Source organism: Pseudomonas sp. PIC25 (genome assembly GCF_002286785.1).
Classification (GTDB): Bacteria; Pseudomonadota; Gammaproteobacteria; order Pseudomonadales; family Pseudomonadaceae; genus Pseudomonas_M.
The window spans coordinates 1-1,437 of record NZ_MUJY01000146.1 but is presented as its reverse complement, the minus strand read 5'-3'; the positions used below and the strand labels follow the sequence as shown (position 1 = coordinate 1,437).

Genomic DNA, 1,437 nt, shown 5'->3' with positions numbered 1-1,437 from the left:
TTCAGATGGTATGGACGCCTCCCCCCGGCAGCGGGCCGACCGCAGCAGCGTCCCTCCAGAAGGAGAGGGATTTTCACTGCCACGGCATCAACGTGCCAAAGTGGAGAGTGGTTAGCCCTCACCACTTGAGCAGGAGGATCCATCATGAAAGATAGCGTGATTGGAATGGACATAGCCAAGAAGGTGTTCCAACTGCACACCGTCAATCGGAGCAGCGGAACAATCGAGCGGACCAAGTTAAGGCGTGAGGAAGTCCTGCCGTTCTTCGCGAACTATCCGACCAGCTTGGTGGCCATAGAGGCCTGTGGCAGTGCCCACTGGTGGGCGCGTCAGCTCCAGCAGCTAGGCCATGAAGTGCGCCTGCTAGCGCCGCGCTCGGTTCGACCCTTTGTGCTCCGGAACAAGACCGATGCGGCTGACGCTCAAGCCATCTGGACGGCCGTGCAGCAGCCGGGGGCATGCACGGTCGCAATCAAGCAGGTTGATCAACAGGCCATCCTCTCGCTGCATCGTCTCCGCGCCCAACTGCTGAAATTTCGCATCATGCAAAGCAATGCGTTGCGCGGCTTGTTCTATGAGTTCGGCATGATTTTGCCAGAGGGCTACGCCCCGCTGGTCAAGGTAATGCCGGACGCTTTTGCGCAAGCCGAGAACCAGGTGCCCGAGCTGCTGCTGGAGAGTCTGCGTGAGCAGTGGGCACGCGTGCTCAGGCTGGACGAGGAGATCAAACTCATCGAACGCCGGCTCAAACGCTGCCTGCGCGACCGCCGCGATTGCCAGGCGCTCGCAGAAATTCCAGGGATTGGCCTGTTGACCGCAACCGCAGCGGTGGCCGCCATTGGGGAGGCAAAGAGCTTCCACTCGGGGCGGCAGTTCGCGGCCTGGCTAGGCTTGGTGCCACGGCAAACTGGCACCGGTGGCCGAACTCGGCAGCTGGGTTTGAGCAAGCGTGGCGACGTGTATCTACGAACGCTGTTGATGCACAGTGCCCGCTCGATTATCGCCAAAGGCCAAAAATCCGAGTGGGTTGAGCGCTTACTAGCCAGACGACCGTACAACGTGGTGGTCGCGGCGTTGGCCAACAAGCTCGCCCGAACCGTGTGGGCAATACTGGCCAAGGGATCGCCCTACCGGGCCGAGCTATTCAGTGCATCGCCCAGTTGATCTGCGAAAACGCATCACCACACCAGTCTTCACAAGGAGCGCAGGCGGTAAACAGTTGATGGCGGAATAGGTCAGACCGTGACGAGGTAAACCTGGTAGGGAATATGAGCCAAGGGCACTGCCCCCAGCTCGCTCTTCAGATGAGGGCCTGGTCAGCGGATTCCATCAGGGCCAGCAGGGCTTGTCGGCCTGCACAACAGGCCGGATATAAGACTGCTCCTACCTACACGCCAGCATGATTACCGATTGAGCTCCGGGAGGCGTCCATATAAG

Annotated in this window: 1 protein-coding gene; it reads left to right on the top strand. The window is 60.1% G+C overall.

What is annotated here, in order from left to right:
- Positions 1-144: 144 nt before the first annotated feature.
- Positions 145-1,164, top strand: coding sequence for an IS110 family transposase (locus BZL41_RS18175; protein ID WP_095600611.1), 1,020 nt, complete (start codon positions 145-147; stop codon positions 1,162-1,164).
- The last annotated feature ends 273 nt before the right edge of the window (positions 1,165-1,437 follow it).

What these genes read in the sequence shown, in the direction of transcription:
- BZL41_RS18175 (WP_095600611.1), top strand. Translation starts at nt 145, where the DNA reads ATGAAAGATAGCGTGATTGGAATGGACATAGCCAAGAAGGTGTTCCAA.